We start from the raw sequence: 19,458 nt of genomic DNA on the forward strand, positions 1-19,458 counted from the left end.
GGTTATTCGACTCGTGACGGCCCCCCGGCGTTCAAATGAAGGGGCCTTTCATAGCAAAATTTGCTATGAAAGGCCCCTTCATTGCACGTCCTGGGCCGAGGGCGCGAGCGGTCAGCTGTCCAGCACGACGGCGACGATGCCCGCGAAGTGCGCCAGCCGCGCCACCTCGGCGGCCCGGAAGTTCGGCCCGCCCGGCCGCGCGACCAGCAGCGCCTTGCCGGGCTTCCCCAGCGGCGTGGCCGCGAGTTCGGTCCCGAGTTCCTTCCACGTCTCCGGCACCCACGCCTCTTCGGCGTCGAGGATGGTGGCGCGTTCCAGCGGCAGCCACGGCAGGTCGGTGATCGGCGTCTCGGGCGCGGCGTTGGACGACGCCAGGCGCACGGCGCCGGACTCCGCGTGTTCGACGACGACGGCCCAGCCCGCGCGGATGATCCGCGGCACGCCCTCGGCGAGGATCTCCAGCCCCGAAGCGGGCTTCGCGGCGATCTCCTCGACCAGTTCGAGTTCGCGGTGCGTGTCGAGCACCCCGGCGTACGGGCGGACGGCGTCGACCTCGACACCGTCGACGCTTTCGGCGGCGGTGATGAGCGCGTCCGGCAGCCTGCCGGAGGGGATCTCGACCACGAGGTCGTCGATGGCGACACCGCCGCCTCGTTCGACCACGTCCACGCTCAGGATGTCGGCGCCGACGGTGCCGAGCGCGGTGGCGACCGCGCCGAGGGTCCCCGGGGTGTCCGGTAATTGGACCCGGATCAGGAACGACACACGCGCCCCTCTCGCCTCAGGCGTCCCAGCCTCGCCGTGGAACGCGCTACGCCGGGCGCCGATTGTGACAGACCGGACGAGGTAATGGGGACCGACGTCCGGGGCGCGGGATAACGAACCAAGCACTCCTTACCCGACATGGGAGCGCAGGCCGCGGCATAACCCAGTCGAGTAAGCCGACGCCGCCACCATAGACTTGCAGCTTCCGACAGAACCCGCACAGCACACCCCGGGAGTCACCCGCGTGCCCAACATTTCCCGCGACGAGGTCGCACACCTCGCCAAGCTGGCCAGGCTTGCCGTCACCGAAGAGGAGCTGGACGTCTTCGCAGGCCAGCTCGACCAGATCCTGGACTCGGTGGCCAAGGTGAGCGAGGTCGCAGGCGAGGATGTCCCGCCCACTTCGCACGCCGTGCCGCTGACCAACGTGTTCCGTGAGGACACGGTCCGACCGGGCCTGACCCAGCAGCAGGCGCTGGCCGGTGCGCCCGCCAGCGAAGAGGGTCGTTTCCGGGTGCCGCGGATTCTGGGAGAAGAACAGTGACCGAACTCATCAAGCTGACCGCCGCCGAGCTGGCGGAGAAGATCCAGTCCCGTGAGGTCTCGGCCGTCGAGGTCGCACAGGCCCACCTGGACCGGATCGCCGAGGTCGACGACCACATCCACGCGTTCCTGCACGTGGACACCGAGGGCGCGCTCGACGCGGCCCGCGCGGTGGACGCCGACGTCGCCGAGGGCAAGGCGCCGAAGTCGCCGCTCGCCGGCGTGCCGCTGGCGCTCAAGGACGTGCTGACCACCAAGGGCATCCCCACCACGGTCGGTTCGAAGACCCTGGAGAACTGGATCCCGCCGTACGACGCCACCGTGACGCGCAAGCTGCGCGAAGCCGGTGTCGTGGTGCTCGGCAAGACCAACATGGACGAGTTCGCGATGGGCTCCTCCACGGAGAACTCCGCGTTCGGCCCGACGCACAACCCGTGGGACCACGCCCGTATCCCCGGCGGTTCCGGCGGTGGCTCCTCGGCGTCCATCGCGGCGTTCGAGGCCGCGATCGCGATCGGCACCGACACCGGCGGTTCGATCCGTCAGCCCGGCGCGGTCACCGGCACCGTCGGCGTGAAGCCGACGTACGGCGGCGTCTCCCGCTACGGTCTCGTCGCCTTCTCGTCGTCGCTCGACCAGGCCGGCCCCTGCGCGCGGACGGTGCTGGACGCCGCCCTGCTGCACGAGGTCATCGCCGGGTACGACCCGATGGACTCGACCTCGATCGACGCGCCGGTCCCGCCGGTGGTCGCCGCGGCCCGCCAGGGCCTCACCGGTGACCTCAAGGGCGTCCGGGTCGGCGTGGTGAAGGAATTCGCCGGCGACGGCTACCAGCCGGGCGTGTTGCGGTCGTTCGAGGCCGCAGTCGAGCAGCTGCGCGCGCTCGGCGCCGAGGTCGTCGAGGTCTCGTGCCCGAACTTCACCTACGCGCTGCCCGCGTACTACCTGATCGCGCCGAGCGAGTGCTCGTCGAACCTCGCCCGGTTCGACGCCATGCGCTACGGCCTGCGCGTGTCCGACGACGGCACGCACAGCGCCGAAGAGGTCATGTCGCTGACCCGCGAGAAGGGCTTCGGCCCCGAGGTCAAACGCCGCATCATGCTCGGCACGTACGCGCTGTCCTCTGGCTACTACGACGCCTACTACGGCTCGGCTCAGAAGGTCCGCACGCTCATCACGCGCGACTTCGAAGCCGCCTACGAAAAGGTGGACGTGCTGGTCTCGCCGACCACGCCGACCACCGCGTTCAAGATCGGCGAGCGCGTCGACGACCCGATGGCGATGTACCTGGCGGACCTCTGCACCATTCCGTCGAACCTCGCCGGCAACGCCGCGATGAGCGTCCCGAGTGGACTGTCGCATGAGGACGGCCTGCCGGTCGGCCTGCAGATCATGGCCCCCGCGATGGCCGACGACCGGCTGTACCGCGTCGGCGCCGCCTACGAGGTCGCACGCGACGCCGCCAACGGTGGCTCGCTGGTGCACGAGGTTCCGGAGCTGGGAGGAAAGAAGTGACCGCCGTGGTTGAGTTGATGGACTACGCCGACGTCATCGAGCGGTTCGACCCGGTGCTGGGCCTCGAAGTGCACGTCGAGCTGAACACGAACACCAAGATGTTCTGCGGCTGCGCCAACGAGTTCGGCGGCGAGCCGAACACCAAGGTGTGCCCGACCTGTCTCGGCATGCCCGGTTCGCTGCCGGTCGTGAACGGCAAGGCGGTCGAGGGCGCGATCCGCATCGGCCTCGCGCTCAACTGCGAGATCGCGGAATGGTGCCGGTTCGCCCGGAAGAACTACTTCTATCCGGACATGCCGAAGAACTTCCAGACCTCGCAGTACGACGAGCCGATCGCCTTCAACGGCTACCTCGACGTGACGCTGGACGACGGCGAGGTCGTCCGCGTCGAGATCGAGCGCGCGCACATGGAGGAGGACACCGGCAAGTCGCTGCACGTCGGCGGCGCGACCGGCCGGATCCACGGCGCCGAGCACTCGCTGCTCGACTACAACCGCGCGGGCGTACCGCTGATCGAGATCGTCACCAAGACGATCGAGCACACCGGCGGCCGCGCCCCCGAGGTCGCCCGCGCGTACGTGAGCGCCCTGCGGGATCTGCTGAGCGCGCTGGACGTCTCCGACGTCCGCATGGACCAGGGTTCCCTGCGCTGCGACGCGAACGTTTCGCTGATGGCCAAGGACGCGACCGAGTTCGGCACGCGCACCGAGACCAAGAACGTCAACTCGCTGCGCAGTGTCGAGCGCGCCGTGCGGTACGAGATGACCCGCCAGGCGGCGATCCTCGCCGAGGGCGGCACGATCAAGCAGGAGACGCGGCACTTCCAGGAGGCCGACGGCACCACGTCGCCGGGCCGCACCAAGGAGACCGCCGAGGACTACCGGTACTTCCCGGAGCCCGACCTGGTGCCGATCGCGCCGTCGCGCGAATGGGTCGAGGAGCTGCGCAAGACGCTCCCGGAGATGCCGTCGGAGCGCCGCAAGCGCATCCAGCGCGAGTGGAGCCTGACCGACGAGGCACTGCGCGACCTGCTCAACGTCGGCGCGGTCGACCTGGTCGCCGCCACCGTCGAGGCGGGCGCGACACCGGACGAGGCCCGCAGCTGGTGGGTCAACACGCTGGCGCAGGAGGCCAACTCCCGCGAGATCGAACTGGCGGAGCTGGCGATCACCCCGGCGCAGCTGGCCGAGGTCATCGCGCTGGTCAACTCCGGTGAGCTGACCAACAAGCTGGCCAAGGAGGTCGTGCAGGGCGTCCTCGCCGGCGAGGGTTCGCCGTCCGAGGTCGTCGAGAAGCGCGGCCTGAAGGTCGTCTCGGACGACTCCGCGCTCATCGCGGCGGTCGACGAGGCGCTGGCCGCGCAGCCCGACGTCGCCGAGAAGATCCGCGGCGGCAAGGTGGCCGCGGCCGGGGCGATCGTCGGCGCGGTCATGAAGGCCACCAAGGGCCAGGCCGACGCCAAGCGTGTGCGCGAACTGATCGTCGAGCGAGTCGGTGCCTGAGCTCGCTTTGAAGAAGGTCACCTGGCGTGAGTGGCTCGGCCTCGCGGCCGGGCTGCTCGCGCTGGTGGCCTTGTTCCTGCCGTGGACGACGCTGACCGCGCCGCGCCCGGAGATCGAGGACGTCCTGACGACGTTGCCCGCCGACGACGTCACGCGTGACGCGTGGCGGTCGGGTTTCCTCGCCTGGGCGCCGGTGTTCCTGCTTTTCCTGCCCGGCCTCGCCGTCGTGCTGTTCGGCCGTGTCGACGCCGTCCGCCGCGCGGGCCTGCCGCATCTGTGGCTGATGGCGGCCATCGGCGCGCTGCTGCTGATGCTGCTCGGCTGGATCAGCCTCGACTGGCAGTTCGACGCCGACCAGCGCGGGATCCTTTCCGCCGCCGGCATCGAGATCGGGTCCGGCCTCGGCCGCTACCTCGGCCTGCTCGCCGCTGTCGTCTCCGCTGTCGTCGCGTTCTTCGACGTCCGGCGCCTGCGCGCGGAAACCCGCGTCCGCCGCCCCTGACCCTTCCGCAATTTGTCACCTACTTGCGGAAGGGAGTTGTATGAGAAAGCGCTTTCTTTCGAGGAGATCATCGTGTTCCCCCTTCCTGGAGGCATCGGCCTCTCCCATCTGTGCGCCTACGAATGGGAAGCGGCGGACGGCGTGTGCGGCGGCAGCCCGCATCTGCACCTGGCCTGCACCGAGGCCTACGTCGTCACCGGCGGACGTGGCGCGGTGCAGACGCTCGACGTCGGCGGCTACCGGGAGATCGAACTCGAACCCGGTGTCGTCGCGTGGTTCGCGCCCGGCACGGTCCACCGGATGGTGCAGCGTGAAAATCTGCGGATCACCGTGCTCATGCAGAACAGCGGGCTGCCCGAAGCGGGGGACGCGGTCTTCACCTTCCCGCCGCGGATCCTCGCCGACCCGGGCGCGTACGCGGAGGCCGCCGCGATGTCCGCGGACGCCGACGCCGCCCGCCGTCGCCGCGATCTCGCGGTCGAGGGCTATCTGCCGATCCGCGACGCCCTCGTGTCGGGAAACCCCGGCCCGCTGAGGGATTTCCACCGTGCGGCCGCCGCGCTGGTCGCGCCGAAGGTCGACGCCTGGTTCCCTCGCTGGCGCGCCGGTGCGCTGGCCGCCGCCGAGTTGACCGGGGAACACCTGGAAGCGCTCGCGAACGGTGACGTGAGCCATCTGGAGCGGTCCGGCGTCCGGGTGATCGCTCCGTCCAAAGAGGACGGTTACGGCATGTGCGGGCACCGGACGGAGTACCCGCTTGACATGTGACCATATGGTCACCTATTTTTCTCGTATGACCCACTCACGCAGGACACTCGTCACCGTGCTCGTCGCGCTCCTCTTCGGCGCGCTGTTCACCGCCGCGCCGGCGGCCGCCGAAGAAGGCCCGCGCGTCCATGAGGGAACGATCGACGGCGCGGACTTCCTGGTCAAAGTGCCGAAACGCTGGAACGGCACGTTGGTGCTCTACAGCCACGGGCTCTACGTGGAGCAGTGGGGGAAGCCGGCGCAGATCATGCTGGCCACCAGACCCGAGACCGAGACCTGGCTGCTCGACCAGGGCTACGCGCTAGCCGCGTCGAACTACAAGGGCGTATACGGGCACGCGATCGAAGAGGCCTTGACCGATCAGATCGCGTTGCTGGACTGGTTCCAGACCACGGTGGGGAAGCCGCGGCGGACCGTCACCAGCGGGATGTCCATGGGCGCCGTGATCTCCCTGAAGCTGGCTGAGGACAATCCGGGCCGGTTCGACGGCGTCCTGGCGCAGTGCGGCGAGTACGACGTGAACGGCACGTGGAACAGCGCTCTGGACATACTCTTCGCGCTCAAGACCCTGCTGGCGCCGGACGCGGACATCGACCTGGTCCGGCCCCGTGATCCGCAGGCCGCGCAGGCGGCACTCGAAGCCGTCGTGGCCGAAGCCCAGAAGACCGAGGCCGGCCGGGCGCGGATCGCGCTGGCCGGAGCGCTGGGCACCATCCCGGGCTGGGCGCTCGCGCACGAACCGGAGCCGACGGCGCCCGCCGACCGCCTCGCCCAGCAGGCGCTGTGGGTCAGTGGTGCCTACCTGTACGGCTACGGACCGGGCGCACGCCCCGAAATCGAACACCGGGCCGGTGGCAACCCTTCCTTCAACACCGGCATCGACTACCGGAGTCAGCTCGCCCGCTCGTCCGGGCTCGACCTGGTCCGGCACGCGTACCGGGCAGGAGGTGTGGATCTGCAAGCCGACCTCGACCGGCTCGCCGCGGCCCCGCGGATCTCGGCGGATCCGAAGGCGCAGGCCTACCTGCACCGCTACACGGTGGCGCGCGGGACCACGCCGTCACCAGTGCTGACCGCGCACACCACCGGAGACGGCGGCGCCGTCGCGGGGCAGGCCCGGTGGTACGGCGATCAGGTCCGGCGCAACGGTGATCCCACTCTGCTGCGGCAGACCTACGTCAGCCGGGGCGGTCACTGCTCGTTCAACGCGGCCGAGGAGATCGTCCTGCTGCGCACCCTGCTGTCCCGAGCGGACACCGGTCGCTGGCCGTCCACCGATCCGCGCCGGCTCACCGCCGCCGCGACCGCACTCGGACCGGGGTACCGGCTCGTGAGGGAACTGTTCGATCCGGAGGGCAAGGAGAAGGCCATGGCGCCGTTGTTCACCCGGTTCACGCCGCCTGCCCAGCCGAGGCCGTCCAGGTAGGGCTGGGTCAGTCCTTGCCGCCCCCGCCGGCACTGGCCGACGGTGTGATGATGACGACGCGGTCGTCGCTCGAAACCGGTGAGCCGCCGTCCTTGTTGATCGTCCCGGTGATCGCGACCTGCGGGTTGATCATGCTCATCGCGGAAAGCCTGCCGAAGGTCTTCGGCGGCTTGCCGACCTTGCCGTCCATGGCGACGCCGGGTTTCCCGGTCACCGCGCCGTCCGGGGTGACCGGGAGATTCTGCAGGTTGCCCGCGATCGAGGTCGTGATGGAGAGATAGCCGGTGGCACCGACGAAATCCGCGCAGCCCGCCACGCCGGGTTTGTCGGTCCAGCTCCACGCCGGGGTGGTCAGCGGCTGGCCACCCCGGAGCCGGTACAGCACGTCCTTGTCGGCCAGCCTGTCGGTCAGCCACATACGCGAACCGGTCTGGTCACGGCAGATCCCGCCGGGGGAGTGCACGCCGGTCGAGAAGACCGCCGAACCCGGTGTGGGGTTGCCCGCCGCCGGTTTGCCCGAGGTGTCGATGCGCAGCACCTTCCCGGCGAGCGACGCGGGATCGGCGGCGAGCCCGGCGTTGCCCGCGTCGCCGGTGGCGACCAGGAGGGCGCCCTTGGCGTCGGTGCCGAGCGCGCCGCGATTGCCGGTGGCGCCCTTGGGGATGCCGGTCAGCACCGGTTTCGGCGCCTGGCCCTTCGCCAGCCGGACGACCCGGTTGTCGGTCGGCGTGGTGATGTAGGCGAAGACGAGCTGGTCTTCGGCGAAACCGGGGGAGAGGGCGAGCGAGGTGAGGCCGCCGTCGCCGGAACCGTCCACGGGGATGGTCGCCCAGTCCGCCGGGTCCTTCTCCGAGGCGGCGAGCACGATGCGGCCGCTCTTGCGTTCTCCGGCGAGCGCGCTGGGCGCGGTGCCGTCGCCGGGGATCGCGGCCACGGCGGCGACGGTGTCCAGGCAGGTCGCGATGACGGCCTTGTCGAAGTCCTTGCAGCCCTGCGGCGGCGGGACCGGCGTCGGCGTCTGGTTCGGCCCGTTGCCGCGGCCGGGACCGGCGTCGCCCGCTTCACCGCCGGGCCCGATTTGCGGCGGGACCTCGGGGGACGGCGGGTTGACCGGGGTGAACTTCTGCCCGGCGGCCGTGTTGTCGAATTCGGCGCAGCCGGAGAGCATCAGCGCACCGCAGGCCAGGATGGCCAGCGGCGCGGTCCATTTCCGCCGGTACCGGGTACGCACGGGGCAAGCCTAGGTGGGCGCGCGTGAGCCACGGGTAAGCGGTAGTGGCGGAGCTGAGATGCCGCTGGGAAGGTGACATACGCGTGAACCCGCTCGCCCTGGCCGAAGGCCCCGCTATCGCGGACGCGGGTTCACCAACAGAGAGACAGCGGTAGTGGATACCGTGGAGATCATGACTGTGACCGTTCTCGTGCCCGACGAAGAGGGTGTGGCCGCGCTTTCGGAGATCGACGGCGTGCGTCCGGTGGTGTACCGCCACGGCGAGCCGGTACCCGCCGAGGCCGCAGAGGCCGAGGTCCTCGTGACCGGTGACCGGCCGACCGAGGCACTTTGGCGCGAATTGCCGAACGTCAAGCTCGTGCAGCTGCTGCTGGCAGGCGCCGAAGACTGGATCGGCAAGGTGCCGGACGGAGTCCTGCTCTCGACCTGCCGCGGCGCGCATGGCGGAAGCTCGGCCGAGTGGGTCGTCGCGGTCCTGCTGGCGATTTACCGCGGTCTCGACGGCTTCGCCGACGGCCTGCGGCGGAGGCACTGGGAACGGCGGACCACCGACACCCTGCAGGGCAAACGGGTCCTCATCATCGGCGCCGGCGACCTCGGCAGGCATCTGCGCCGCCGGCTGGAGACGTTCGACGTGCGCTGCACGATGGTCGGCGCGAGCGCCCGTGAGGGCGTCCACGGCGTCGACGAACTCCCCGCCCTGCTGCCCGAGCACGACGTCGCGGTCCTGATGGTGCCGCTCACGCAGCACACGCGGGGCATGGTCGACGCGGAGTTCCTGGCCGCGATGCCGGACGACGCGATCCTCGTCAACGTCTCGAGGGGGCCGGTCGTGGACACCGGCGCGCTCGTCGCGGAACTCGCGTCCGGACGGTTGCGCGCCGCCCTCGACGTCACCGATCCCGAGCCGCTGCCCGCCGGGCATCCGCTGTGGGACGTGCCGGGACTGCTGCTCACCCCGCACGTCGCGGGCGCGGTGAGCGGGAGGCGGCAGCGCGCGTACGCGGTGGTCGCCAGGGAACTGAGCCACTATCTGGGCGGGGAGTTGCCGAAGAACCTGGTCCACGGCGAATACTGAGCACCGTGGCGAATCTTCATGTCGGCTGCGCGATGTGGACGCACAAGGCGTGGGCAGGCCGCTTCGTGGCGCGGTCGCTGCCCGCGGGGGAGCGGCTGCGGGCCTACGCCGGCTGGTGCAACGCGGTCGAGGGCAACACCACCTTCTACGCGACCCCGTCCCGGGACACCGTCGCGACGTGGGCACGGCAGACCGATCCCGGCTTCCGGTTCGTGGTGAAGCTGCCCAAGATCGTCACGCACGAGCGACGGCTCACCGGGGTCGAGACCGAGATGCGGGCGTTCCTGGACGCGATCGAACCGCTCGGTGACCGGGCGGTCCTGTGGACCCAGCTGCCCGGCTCGTTCGGCCCGCCGGACGTCGACGCCCTCGGCCGCTTCCTGCGCAGGCTCCCCGCCGGCCGCCGTCGCGCCGTGGAGGTGCGGCATCTCGACTTCCACACCGACGCCCGCTCGACGTCGTCGCTGGAAAGAACACTCGCCGACGCGGACGCCGAGTGGGTGCCGTTCGACACCACGGTCTTCTTCCGGAGGCCGCCCGGCAGCGAGGCCGAGCAGGACGCGTGGGGCAAGAAACCCCGGCTGCCGCGGCGAACGCGGGCACTGACCGACCGGCCGATCGTCCGCTACTTGGGCCGGGATTCGGCCGAGGAGACCGTCGAGGGGTGGCGGCCGTGGACCGAGGTGGTCGCCGACTGGCTGCGTGAGGGCCGGTCGCCGACGGTCTTCGTGCACACCCCCGACAACGACGACGCCCCGGCGCTCGCCCGCCGGTTCCACGACGACGTGCGCTCCCTCGTGCCCGGCCTCGCCCCGCTGCCCGAGCCCGAACCGATCGAGCCGGCGACCCTGTTCTGAGCCGCTCCGCTGTGTCGTCCGTCCAGTCACGCGTGTCGTCCGTCCGATCACGCGTGTCGTCCGGCTGGACACGCGTGATGTCCCTCCCGGTTCGGCGTACCCGAACCGGTCCGGCGGTTCGGTCGCCTGACGGGCCGGTTTCGCCTACCCTTCGCGCGTGAGCGATGACTACCAGACCAGCATGATCTCGGACGTGGCCGAGCCCGACAGCGGCCCGAACCCGGCGGAGACCAGGGGCGGGATCGATCTCGGTCTGCTCGTCCTGCGAGTGGTGCTCGGCGTGACCATGGGCGCGCATGGGCTGCAGCACCTCTTCGGCGCCTTCGGCGGGCCCGGGGTCGGCGGCTTCGCCAGGGTGCTCGGCAACTTCGGCTACACCACCCAGACCACGCTGCTTTCGTGGATCACCGGGATCAGCGAGGTGGTCGGCGGCGCACTCGTGCTGGTGGGCCTGTTCACCCCCGTCGGCGCCGCCGCGCTGCTGGGTGTCTGCGCGAACATCGTGTACGTGAAGTTCGGCGGCGGGTTCTTCCAGAAGGAAGGGCAGGGCTTCGAGTTCGAACTCCTGCTGGCCGCGGCTTCGCTGACCGTCCTGCTCGCCGGCTCCGGGCGGATCGCGCTGGACGTCAACACCCCGTGGCGGAAACGGCCGCTCTCGTTCGGGCTGATCGGACTCCTGCTGACGGCGGCCGCTTCGGTCGTGGTGCTCGTCCTCTGCCGCTGACCGTCCGCATTTCGTCACCTACTTGCGGCGAGCCCTCCTGCCCCAAGTGTCATGAAAGGGTCGTTCAGGACGTTTTTCGTCCTAAACGACCCTTTCATGACACTTGGGGAGAATGCGGGTGACTACTTGCTCGGGTCCCGCACCGCGCCGGTGTCGGCCGAAGTCGCCATCCGCGCGTAGGCACGAAGCGCGGCGGTCACCTTCCGGTCCCGCGAGACCGGCTGCCACGGCCGCTCGCTCGCTTCCATCTTCGCGCGCCGCTCGGCGAGGACGTCCGCGTCGACGAGCAGTTCGAGACGGCGTTCGTGGACGTCGAGCAGGATCCGGTCGCCGTTCTGGACCAGGCCGATCGCGCCGCCCGCGGCCGCCTCTGGCGAGATGTGCCCGACCGAGATGCCCGACGAGCCGCCGGAGAACCGGCCGTCGGTGATCAGCGCGCATTTCTTGCCCAGTCCCGAGCCCTTGAGGAACGCGGTCGGGTGCAGCATCTCCTGCATACCGGGGCCGCCCGCCGGGCCTTCGTAGCGGATCACCAGCACCTCACCGGGCTGGATCTCCTTCTTGAGGATGGCCGAAACCGCCTCCTCCTGGCTTTCCAGCACCCGGGCCGGGCCCTCGAAGTGCCAGAGTTCCTCGTCGATGCCCGCCGACTTGATGACGGCGCCGTTCTCGGCGAGGTTGCCGCGCAGGATCGCGAGCCCGCCGTCCTTGGTGAACGCGTGCTCGACGTCGTGGATGCAGCCGTCCGTGGCGTCGGTGTCCAAAGAGGACCAGCGGTTCTCGGTGGAGAACGCCTCCGTGGTGCGGACCCCGCCCGGCGCGGCGTGGAACAGTTCGATCGCGCGCTCCGACGGTTCCTTCGCGCGGATGTCCCAAGTGGACAGCCAGGACTCCAGGTCCGGCGAGTGCACGGAGTGGACGTCGGTGTTCAGCAGGCCACCGCGGTACAGTTCGCCGAGGATGGCCGGGATTCCGCCCGCGCGGTGGACGTCCTCCATGTGGTAGTCCGAGTTCGGCGCGACCTTCGACAGGCACGGCACGCGGCGGCCGATGGCGTCGATGTCGTCGATGGTGAAGTCGACCTCGCCCTCCTGCGCGGCGGCGAGGATGTGCAGCACCGTGTTGGTCGAACCGCCCATCGCCATGTCGAGGGCCATCGCGTTCTCGAACGCCTTCTTCGAGGCGATCGAGCGCGGGAGCGCGGACTCGTCATCTTGCTCGTACCAGCGCTTGCACAGTTCGACGACGGTGCGTCCGGCGTCCTCGAAGAGCGCTTTGCGGGCGGCGTGTGTGGCGAGGGTGGAACCGTTGCCCGGCAAGGAGAGCCCGAGGGCCTCGGTGAGGCAGTTCATCGAGTTCGCGGTGAACATGCCCGAGCACGAACCGCAGGTCGGGCAGGCCGAACGCTCCACAATGGACAGCCCGTCCTCGTCGACCTCGCTGCTGGCCGACGCGGCGATCGCGGTGATCAGGTCGGTCGGCGCCTGCGCGACCCCGCCGACGACCACGGCCTTCCCGGCCTCCATCGGCCCGCCGGAGACGAACACCACGGGGATGTTCAGCCGCATGGCGGCGTTCAGCATGCCAGGGGTGATCTTGTCGCAGTTGGAGATGCAGACCAGCGCGTCGGCCTGGTGCGCGTTCACCATGTACTCGACCGAGTCGGCGATGATCTCGCGCGAGGGCAGCGAGTACAGCATTCCGCTGTGCCCCATGGCGATCCCGTCGTCCACGGCGATCGTGTGGAACTCGCGGGCGACACCGCCCGCCTCCTTCACCGCGCCGGCCACGATCTCGCCGAGGTCCTTGAGGTGCACGTGCCCCGGCACGAACTGGGTGTAGGAGTTCGCGATGGCGACGATCGGCTTGCCGAAGTCGCTGTCGGTCATTCCCGTGGCGCGCCAGAGCGAGCGGGCGCCCGCCGCGTTGCGGCCGTGGGTGGTGGTCCGGGAACGGAGTTGAGGCACGGCGGACTCCAAGGTTCGGGATGAGGACCAGGGCGAACTGGCGCCAAACTGGTCCTACCAATCCTACTCCCCGGAATTCTCGCTCTTCTCCGGAGCCTTCTCCTCGACCTCGGTCACGTCGTCGGTCAGCCCGGAAGGATCGGCCACGCGACCCGCGCTGACCAGCGAGATCACCGGAAGATGGCGGGTGCGCACGGCGGGGAGGGCGATCTTGGTGTCGTCCTTCAGCACCGCCTGCACCTTCGCCTTCTCGGTGATGGCGAGGCCCTTGAGTGAAGCCCACGGCAGGTCCCGCCGCCCGAACATCGTGCGGACTTCCAGTCCCTTCGCCGTCGCCGTCGTGCGGGTCCGGATGACGAACACCGCCAGCGCGATCGGGAAGAGGTAGAGCCATTGGAGATACGGCACGTCGCCGAACGCGACAGGCGTCACACAAACGACGAGGAATGCGATCGCCAGCAACGCCGTGTTCGGGATTTTGAAGACGGCCTTGCGGTCCTCGTTCGCCTGTTCCTGCTGCTTTTCTTCTGCCACGTCAAAGATGGTGCACCGCCGCCTCCGGAGGCCCGAACGCGGGTCGCGCCATCCGCCGATGGTGTCCAGCATGCGGAACCGCCATCCCGCAGAGTTGACACTCTTGACGGCGACCGGCTAGCTTCACTCTCGTGACAACGCAGACCGGCCTCGTACTTCCCAAGCGCGTCGACGCTTAGGGAAGTCTCCGCTGCGTCGACGCGCGACCCTCGTGCGACCACTCCGGTCGGCGGGGGTTTTTTGTTGCCTGGAACAATTTCACCAGCCCGACCAGCCAATGAATACCCGAACGAGTGACTAGACAAGACGAGGCAGACAAGCGATGACTAGTGCCACCTCGCGAGCTGAAGCGAATGCCGGAACCTCTGGAGCACGTCCCAAGCCGGCGCCGCCGGCCGGGACCCCGGTGCGGGTCACGGGCGCGCAGTCGCTCGTCCGCTCGCTCGAGTCGGTGGGCGCGGAAGTCGTGTTCGGTATTCCCGGCGGCACCATTCTCCCGGCGTACGACCCGTTGCTCGATTCGACGAAGGTCCGCCACGTCCTGGTCCGCCACGAACAGGGCGCGGGCCACGCCGCCACCGGATACGCGCAGGCGACCGGCAAGGTCGGGGTGTGCATGGCCACCTCGGGTCCCGGTGCGACCAACCTGGTCACCCCGCTGGCCGACGCGAACATGGACTCGGTCCCGGTGGTCGCCATCACCGGTCAGCAGTCCCGCGCGCTGATCGGCACGGACGCCTTCCAGGAAGCCGACATCTGCGGCATCACGATGCCGATCACCAAGCACAACTTCCTGGTCACCGATCCGGCGGACATCCCGCGCACCATCGCGGAGGCCTTCCACCTCGCCTCGACCGGCCGCCCCGGCCCGGTCCTGGTGGACATCCCCAAGGACGTCCTGCAGGAGATGACCTCCTTCTCCTGGCCGACGGAGATGCGGCTGCCGGGCTACCGGCCCACGCTGCGCCCGCACGGCAAGCAGGTCCGCGAGGCCGCCCGGCTGATCAGCAAGTCGCGCCGCCCGGTCCTCTATGTCGGCGGTGGCGTGATCAAGGCCGACGCCTCGCGTCAGCTGATGGAACTGGCGGAGCTGACCGGGATCCCGGTCGTCACCACGCTGATGGCCCGCGGCGCCTTCCCCGACTCGCATCCGCAGCACCTCGGCATGCCGGGAATGCACGGTTCGGTCGCCGCGGTCGCCGCGATGCAGCGGGCGGATCTGCTGATCGCCCTCGGCGCCCGCTTCGACGACCGCGTCACCGGGCAGCTGTCGTCGTTCGCGCCGGACGCCGCCATCGTCCACGCCGACATCGATCCGGCCGAGATCTCCAAGAACCGCAAGGCGGACGTGCCGATCGTCGGCGACTGCGCGGAGATCATCACCGAGCTGATCGAGGCCGTCCGCGCCGAGACCGACAAGTCCGCGAAGCCGGATCTGACGGACTGGTGGACGCAGGCGAGCGCTTGGCGTGACGACTACCCGGCCGGTTACGAGTGGCCCGACGACGGGACGCTTTCGCCGCAGTACGTCATCGAGCGCATCGGTTCGCTCGTCGGCCCGGACGCGGTCTACACCGCGGGCGTCGGCCAGCACCAGATGTGGGCCGCGCAGTTCGTGAAGTACGAGAACCCGCGCACCTGGATCAACTCCGGCGGTCTCGGCACGATGGGCTTCGCCGTCCCCGCCGCGATGGGCGCCAAGTTCGGCATGCCGGACAAACAGGTCTGGGCCATCGACGGCGACGGCTGTTTCCAGATGACGAACCAGGAACTGGCCACCTGCGCCATCGAAGGCGCGCCGATCAAGGTCGCCGTCATCAACAACGGCAACCTGGGCATGGTCCGCCAGTGGCAGAACCTTTTCTACTCCGAGCGGTACTCCAACACCGATCTCGGTACGCACAAGCACCGCATCCCCGACTTCACCCTGCTCGCGGAGGCGCTCGGCTGCGCCGGGCTCCGCTGCGAGACGAAGGAGGACGTCGACGCCACCATCCGGCGCGCCATGGAGATCAACGACCGCCCCGTCGTGATCGATTTCGTGGTGGGGAAGGATGCCCAGGTGTGGCCCATGGTGGCCGCGGGCACCGGTAACGACGAAATCATGGCCGTGCGCGGGATCCGCCCGCTCTTCGACGACGACGAAGTCGCCGCCGAGGCGGAGATCGCGGCGGCGGCAGAAGGAGACGCCCGATGAGCGTGCACACCCTGAGCGTTCTGGTCGAGAACAAGCCCGGTGTCCTCGCACGGGTTTCCGGACTGTTCTCCCGGCGTGGTTTCAACATCGAATCCCTCGCCGTCGGGCCCACGGAGAATCCCGAGGTGTCCCGGATGACGATCGTGGTCGCCGTCGAAGAGCTACCGCTCGAACAGGTGACCAAACAGCTCAACAAGCTGGTCAACGTCATCAAGATCGTGGAATTGGAAAAGTCCACAGCCGTGCAGCGTGAACTGCTGCTGGTCAAGGTCCGGGCCGACGCCACCGTGCGCAGCCAGGTCCTCGAGACAGTCCAGCTTTTCCGCGCGAAAGTGGTGGATGTGTCCCCCGAGGCGCTCACCGTCGAAGCCACCGGGACCTCGGACAAGATCGGTGCCCTGCTGCGGATGCTGGAGCCCTATGGCATCCGCGAACTGGTCCAGTCCGGAATGGTCGCGGTCGGCCGGGGCGCCCGATCCATTACCGCCACCTCCGCTCGATAATTTTGTAAGTCAGGAAAGGAAGTAGTACCCCTCATGGCAGTGGAAATCTTTTACGACGACGACGCGGACCTTTCGATCATCCAGGGTCGCAAGGTCGCCGTGATCGGCTACGGCAGCCAGGGTCACGCGCACTCGCTGAGCCTGCGCGACTCCGGCGTCGATGTCCGCATCGGTCTGCCCGAGGGCTCGAAGTCGCGGGCCAAGGCCGAGGAGCAGGGTCTCCGCGTGCTCACCCCGGCCGAGGCCAGCGCCGAAGCCGACCTGATCATGATCCTCGCGCCGGACACCAAGCAGCGCGCGATCTACGAGAAGGACATCGAGCCGCACCTCAAGGACGGCGACGCGCTGTTCTTCGGTCACGGCTTCAACATCCGCTACGACCTGATCAAGCCGCCGTCGAATGTGGACGTCGCCATGGTCGCGCCGAAGGGCCCGGGCCACCTGGTCCGCCGCCAGTTCGTCGACGGCAAGGGCGTCCCGGCGCTCATCGCCGTCGAGCAGGACGCTTCCGGCACCGCGCAGGCGCTCGCGCTCTCCTACGCGGCCGCCATCGGTGGCGCCCGCGCCGGTGTCATCAAGACGACCTTCACCGAGGAGACCGAAACCGACCTCTTCGGCGAGCAGGCCGTGCTCTGCGGTGGCGCCTCCGCGCTGGTGCAGACCGGTTTCGAGGTGCTCACCGAGGCCGGCTACGCCCCGGAGATCGCCTACTTCGAGGTGCTGCACGAGCTGAAGCTGATCGTCGACCTCATGTACGAGGGCGGCATCGCGCGTCAGCGCTACTCGATCTCCGACACCGCCGAGTACGGCGACCTGACCCGCGGCCCGCGCGTCATCTCGCCGGCGGTCAAGGAAGAGATGAAGAAGATCCTCGGCGAGATCCAGGACGGCACCTTCGCCCGCGAATGGGTCGCCGAGGACGAGGCCGGGCGGCCGAACTTCACCAAGCTCGAGGAGCAGGGCAACCAGCACCCGATCGAGGAGACCGGCAAGAAGCTGCGCGACCTGATGTCGTGGGTGGACCGGCCGATCACCGAGACCGCCTAGTTTCACCGCCGAAGGGGCCCTTCATCGTGAAGGGCCCCTTCGTTTTGCGTGCCGGAAAGCGATAGCGTGGACACCATGAGTGAGCAGCCGGTGGACGACAAGGCTCATGTCAGGCCCGACCTGGATCTGAGCGACGCGGTGTGGATCCGGGCGGAACCGGAGGGCGCGAACCTCGAAGACCGCGCCGAGTACGCGCTGGTTCCGCACACCGACGGCCTCACCTATACCGCGATGCGCCAGGCGTCGGATCCGGACGGCCATATCCTCGTGTTCACGCCGACCGAATGGGACGCGTTCGTGAAAGGCGTGCGGGACGGGGAATTCGACCTTCCGGGTTAGGTCCGCGCCAACAGTTCGCCAAGCCGTCCGGTGGCGGCCGCGATGGCGAGATGGTCGGCGTAGTCGCGCGATTCGACGATCAGCCCGTCGCGCACGCGCAGTACGAAGATGTTCGAGACGCGGAATTCCGGGCTGTCGCCCGCCGTTCCCTGGTAGTCGAACTCGCCGATCACGACTTCCGGGTCGAGGGTTTCGTGGATCACCAGATCGCGGACCTGGAACCGGACCTTGCCCTGCTCGCTGAACTGGAAATGCTCGCGCAGGTCTTCCCTGGTCCGCAAGGTCTCCGCCCCGACACCGCGCGGGCTCTTCGGATCCGCCGTCGAGGCGGGCCGCGGCGGAACCGGCGTGAGTTCCCGCTGTGCGGCTTCGAAGCTCTTTTTCAGGTCCTCCAGACCATCGAGCGCCGCGATGAGGCGCAGGTAGTCGTGGTAGTCGCGAGAGTGGGCGATGAGCCCGTCGCGGACCCGGAGGAGCTGGATATTGGCGATGTCGAAGGACTTCCCGGTGTCCAGCGCCTCGCCGACGTTGCGGTACTCGGCGATGATCACCTCCGGGTCGGTTGTCCCGTGTATCAGGACATCGGCCCTGTTCATGCGCACGTTCATTCCGCCGCCGAAGTTCTCGGGGAGGGTCTCGCGGCCCTCGTACCTGGTCGGCACGGGCGGTCGTTGCGGGTTTTCGACGACGGCGTCTTCCGCGTAGAGCGCGAAGATCTCTTCCCAGTGTCGAGCGGTGATGCTCGCGGAAAGCTTGTCGAAGACGTCGCAGGGTGTGGTCATGAGGTCTCCCAGTCAGACATAAACGGAGTCTGTAGTCCGCCTATGACAATACGGCCTACAGACTCCACTTGTTCATCGGTCACTCCGCGACGGACAGCACGACCTTCCCCGTGGTCTTGCCCGACGCCACGAGTTCCTGGGCTTTCGCCGCCTCTTCCAGTGGGAACACCGTGTCGATGGTCGGCTTGAGGCGTCCGCTTTCGACGAGTTCGGCCAGCGCGAGGAGTCCCGCGCGGTCGGGCTCGGCGAGGGTGAACCCGGCGGTGACTCCGGCGGCCTCGGCCAGTTCCGGCATTCGCTCGTCGTTCGTGCGGGTGAGCTGGATGAGCCTGCCGCCGCGGCGCAGCGTCTTGAGCGACCGAGGTCCGTACTCCAGGCCGATCGTGTCGAGGACGACGTCGATGTCGCGGACCTCCTCGACGAAATCCGCGGTCCGGTAATCGACGAGTTCGTCCGCGCCGAGGCCGCGGAGGAACTCGTGCTTGGCCGCGCTGGCCGTCCCGATCACGTACGCGTCGCGCGCCTTGGCGATCTGGACCGCGAGATGCCCGACACCGCCCGCCGCCGCGTGGATCAGGACCCGTTGTCCCGGCTGGATGTCCGCCGTGTCGACGAGGCTTTGCCAGACGGTCAATCCCGCGAGCGGGACCGCGGCAGCGTGTACAGGGTCCAAAGTGGACGGTTTGCGCGCGAAGTGGCGGCTCGGCGCTGCGACGTACTCGGCGTACGCGCCGGCCTGGAACGGGAACGAAGGCATGCCGAAGACCTCGTCGCCGGGGGAGAACAGGGACGCGCCCGCGCCGACCTCTTCGACCACGCCGGACACGTCCCAGTCGAGGATGAACGGCGGATCGCCCATCGGGCCGATGCCGCCGGTCTCGCGCGTCTTCCAGTCGACCGGGTTGACGCCGGCGGCGTGCACCCGGACCAGGATCCGGGTCGGGCCGGGGATGGGTCTTTCAACGTCGACGAGTTCGAGGACTTCGGGGCCGCCCAGGCGGTTCTGGCTGATCGCTCGCATGGGCCCATTGTTCGGTGCGCGTCGTACTTTCGGCGAGGCTCGGGCGGGCCAGTGGGCGTCAGGATCGGGACAGCCGGGAGCGCGTCGCGGGTGCTGGGGTCGTGCAATGAAGGGGCCTTTCATAGCAAAATTTGCTATGAAAGGCCCCTTCATTGCA

At 69.0% G+C, this 19,458-nt stretch carries 19 protein-coding genes; 13 read left to right on the forward strand and 6 right to left on the reverse strand.

Translation table 11 applies throughout. From position 1 onward, the window contains the following. Positions 1-111 precede the first annotated feature (111 nt). The gene (locus ACIHAO_RS42625) at positions 112-765 is read right to left on the reverse strand and encodes an ACT domain-containing protein (RefSeq protein ID WP_007031618.1); all 654 of its coding nucleotides are present in this window, start codon (positions 763-765) and stop codon (positions 112-114) included. A 244-nt stretch (positions 766-1,009) separates the two neighbouring features. Between ACIHAO_RS42625 and gatC the strand changes: the two genes are divergently transcribed. From gatC to ACIHAO_RS42655, 6 genes are all read left to right on the forward strand, one after another. Further along, complete coding sequence (gene gatC / locus ACIHAO_RS42630; RefSeq protein ID WP_005162012.1) at positions 1,010-1,309, forward strand: Asp-tRNA(Asn)/Glu-tRNA(Gln) amidotransferase subunit GatC; 300 nt, start codon at positions 1,010-1,012, stop codon at positions 1,307-1,309. Beyond that, positions 1,306-2,823 (forward strand): Asp-tRNA(Asn)/Glu-tRNA(Gln) amidotransferase subunit GatA, encoded by a 1,518-nt coding sequence (gene gatA, locus ACIHAO_RS42635; protein WP_396568004.1) that lies wholly within the window; start codon positions 1,306-1,308, stop codon positions 2,821-2,823. Before gatC ends, gatA begins: the two co-directional genes overlap by 4 nt. Then, positions 2,820-4,325: an Asp-tRNA(Asn)/Glu-tRNA(Gln) amidotransferase subunit GatB gene (gene gatB, locus ACIHAO_RS42640; RefSeq protein ID WP_396568006.1), complete on the forward strand. Its 1,506-nt coding sequence runs from the start codon at positions 2,820-2,822 to the stop codon at positions 4,323-4,325. Before gatA ends, gatB begins: the two co-directional genes overlap by 4 nt. Further along, positions 4,318-4,827, forward strand: coding sequence for a hypothetical protein (locus ACIHAO_RS42645; protein WP_396568008.1), 510 nt, complete (start codon positions 4,318-4,320; stop codon positions 4,825-4,827). The genes gatB and ACIHAO_RS42645 overlap by 8 nt, the downstream gene beginning before the upstream one ends. Before the next feature lie 72 nt (positions 4,828-4,899). Next, a complete protein-coding gene (locus ACIHAO_RS42650) occupies positions 4,900-5,595 on the forward strand; it encodes a cupin (RefSeq protein WP_396568010.1) in 696 nt (231 codons plus the stop codon). Between the two features lie 25 nt (positions 5,596-5,620). After that, on the forward strand, positions 5,621-7,021 hold the full coding sequence (locus ACIHAO_RS42655; RefSeq protein WP_396568012.1) for an alpha/beta hydrolase family protein: 1,401 nt from the start codon (positions 5,621-5,623) through the stop codon (positions 7,019-7,021). Positions 7,022-7,028: 7 nt separating this feature from the next. Here ACIHAO_RS42655 and ACIHAO_RS42660 read toward each other — a convergent pair whose 3' ends face one another. Continuing rightward, positions 7,029-8,252 carry a PQQ-dependent sugar dehydrogenase gene (locus ACIHAO_RS42660; protein ID WP_396568014.1) on the reverse strand — a complete coding sequence of 408 codons (1,224 nt, stop codon included), beginning with the start codon at positions 8,250-8,252 and terminating at the stop codon, positions 7,029-7,031. A 172-nt stretch (positions 8,253-8,424) separates the two neighbouring features. Here ACIHAO_RS42660 and ACIHAO_RS42665 point away from each other — a divergent pair, with 172 nt between their 5' ends. From ACIHAO_RS42665 to ACIHAO_RS42675, 3 genes are all read left to right on the forward strand, one after another. Next, on the forward strand, positions 8,425-9,330 hold the full coding sequence (locus ACIHAO_RS42665) for a 2-hydroxyacid dehydrogenase (protein WP_396568016.1): 906 nt from the start codon (positions 8,425-8,427) through the stop codon (positions 9,328-9,330). 32 nt (positions 9,331-9,362) lie between these two features. Next, positions 9,363-10,187 carry a DUF72 domain-containing protein gene (locus ACIHAO_RS42670; RefSeq protein WP_396568032.1) on the forward strand — a complete coding sequence of 275 codons (825 nt, stop codon included), beginning with the start codon at positions 9,363-9,365 and terminating at the stop codon, positions 10,185-10,187. 181 nt (positions 10,188-10,368) lie between these two features. Next, positions 10,369-10,911: a DoxX family protein gene (locus tag ACIHAO_RS42675; RefSeq protein WP_125786961.1), complete on the forward strand. Its 543-nt coding sequence runs from the start codon at positions 10,369-10,371 to the stop codon at positions 10,909-10,911. A gap of 122 nt (positions 10,912-11,033) precedes the next feature. On the opposite strand, the gene ilvD is transcribed toward ACIHAO_RS42675, so the two are convergent. Then, positions 11,034-12,878: a dihydroxy-acid dehydratase gene (gene ilvD / locus ACIHAO_RS42680; protein WP_396568018.1), complete on the reverse strand. Its 1,845-nt coding sequence runs from the start codon at positions 12,876-12,878 to the stop codon at positions 11,034-11,036. A 63-nt stretch (positions 12,879-12,941) separates the two neighbouring features. Next, the gene (locus tag ACIHAO_RS42685; protein ID WP_396568020.1) at positions 12,942-13,412 is read right to left on the reverse strand and encodes a PH domain-containing protein; all 471 of its coding nucleotides are present in this window, start codon (positions 13,410-13,412) and stop codon (positions 12,942-12,944) included. Between the two features lie 322 nt (positions 13,413-13,734). Between ACIHAO_RS42685 and ACIHAO_RS42690 the strand changes: the two genes are divergently transcribed. The 4 genes from ACIHAO_RS42690 (at position 13,735) to ACIHAO_RS42705 (ending at position 17,498) form a co-directional block, all read left to right on the forward strand. Next, complete coding sequence (locus ACIHAO_RS42690; RefSeq protein ID WP_396568022.1) at positions 13,735-15,609, forward strand: acetolactate synthase large subunit; 1,875 nt, start codon at positions 13,735-13,737, stop codon at positions 15,607-15,609. Further along, a complete protein-coding gene (ilvN, locus tag ACIHAO_RS42695; protein ID WP_076162709.1) occupies positions 15,606-16,112 on the forward strand; it encodes an acetolactate synthase small subunit in 507 nt (168 codons plus the stop codon). The genes ACIHAO_RS42690 and ilvN overlap by 4 nt, the downstream gene beginning before the upstream one ends. 33 nt (positions 16,113-16,145) lie before the next feature. Beyond that, entirely contained in the window at positions 16,146-17,159 is a 1,014-nt protein-coding gene (gene ilvC / locus ACIHAO_RS42700; RefSeq protein WP_396568024.1) for a ketol-acid reductoisomerase, read from the forward strand. Between the two features lie 75 nt (positions 17,160-17,234). Continuing rightward, positions 17,235-17,498, forward strand: coding sequence for a DUF397 domain-containing protein (locus tag ACIHAO_RS42705; RefSeq protein ID WP_396568026.1), 264 nt, complete (start codon positions 17,235-17,237; stop codon positions 17,496-17,498). On the opposite strand, the gene ACIHAO_RS42710 is transcribed toward ACIHAO_RS42705, so the two are convergent. Together ACIHAO_RS42710 and ACIHAO_RS42715 are read right to left on the reverse strand one after the other, a co-directional pair. After that, positions 17,495-18,280: a nuclear transport factor 2 family protein gene (locus tag ACIHAO_RS42710; protein WP_396568028.1), complete on the reverse strand. Its 786-nt coding sequence runs from the start codon at positions 18,278-18,280 to the stop codon at positions 17,495-17,497. The genes ACIHAO_RS42705 and ACIHAO_RS42710 overlap by 4 nt on opposite strands. Before the next feature lie 79 nt (positions 18,281-18,359). Then, the gene (locus tag ACIHAO_RS42715) at positions 18,360-19,301 is read right to left on the reverse strand and encodes an NADP-dependent oxidoreductase (RefSeq protein ID WP_396568030.1); all 942 of its coding nucleotides are present in this window, start codon (positions 19,299-19,301) and stop codon (positions 18,360-18,362) included. Positions 19,302-19,458: the final 157 nt, after the last annotated feature.

This window comes from Amycolatopsis sp. NPDC052450 (genome assembly GCF_044547565.1).
In the GTDB taxonomy this organism is placed as follows: Bacteria; Actinomycetota; Actinomycetes; order Mycobacteriales; family Pseudonocardiaceae; genus Amycolatopsis.